Consider the following 524-nt stretch of genomic DNA (forward strand, 5'->3'; position numbering starts at 1 on the left):
GGCGCGGGTTTTTCGTTGACGGGAAGTGTGCCCATGCCGGAGGTCGTGCTCGGGGTGTGCGGTGGCATCGCCGCGTACAAAGCCTGTGAGCTGCTACGGCTGTTCACCGAGTCGGGTCACGGCGTACGCGTCGTGCCGACCGCGTCCGCGCTGAAGTTCGTCGGCGCGCCCACCTGGGCCGCGCTGTCCGGCCGCCCGGTGACCACCGAGGTGTGGGACGACGTGCACGAGGTGCCGCACGTACGCATCGGCCGGCACGCCGAGCTGGTCGTGGTCGCGCCCGCCACCGCCGACATGCTCGCCAAGGCGGCCCACGGCATCGCGGACGACCTGCTGACCAACACGCTGCTCACCGCGACGTGCCCGGTGGTCTACGCCCCGGCCATGCACACCGAGATGTGGGAGAACCCGGCCACCAGGGCCAACGTCGCGACCCTGCGGGCCCGCGGCGCGATCGTCATCGAGCCGGCTGTGGGGCGGCTCACGGGTGCCGACACCGGCAAGGGCCGGCTGCCGGACCCGGC

The 524-nt window shown here is 72.7% G+C and carries 1 protein-coding gene; it reads left to right on the forward strand.

Translation table 11 applies throughout. The features are described 5' to 3' along the window. Positions 1-33: 33 nt before the first annotated feature. Positions 34-524, forward strand: a 491-nt coding sequence (locus AB0C29_RS17550) for a flavoprotein (RefSeq protein WP_360821318.1), incomplete at its 3' end; no start/stop codon positions are given.

The organism is Actinoplanes sp. NPDC048791 (assembly GCF_040650095.1).
Taxonomy (GTDB): Bacteria; Actinomycetota; Actinomycetes; order Mycobacteriales; family Micromonosporaceae; genus Actinoplanes.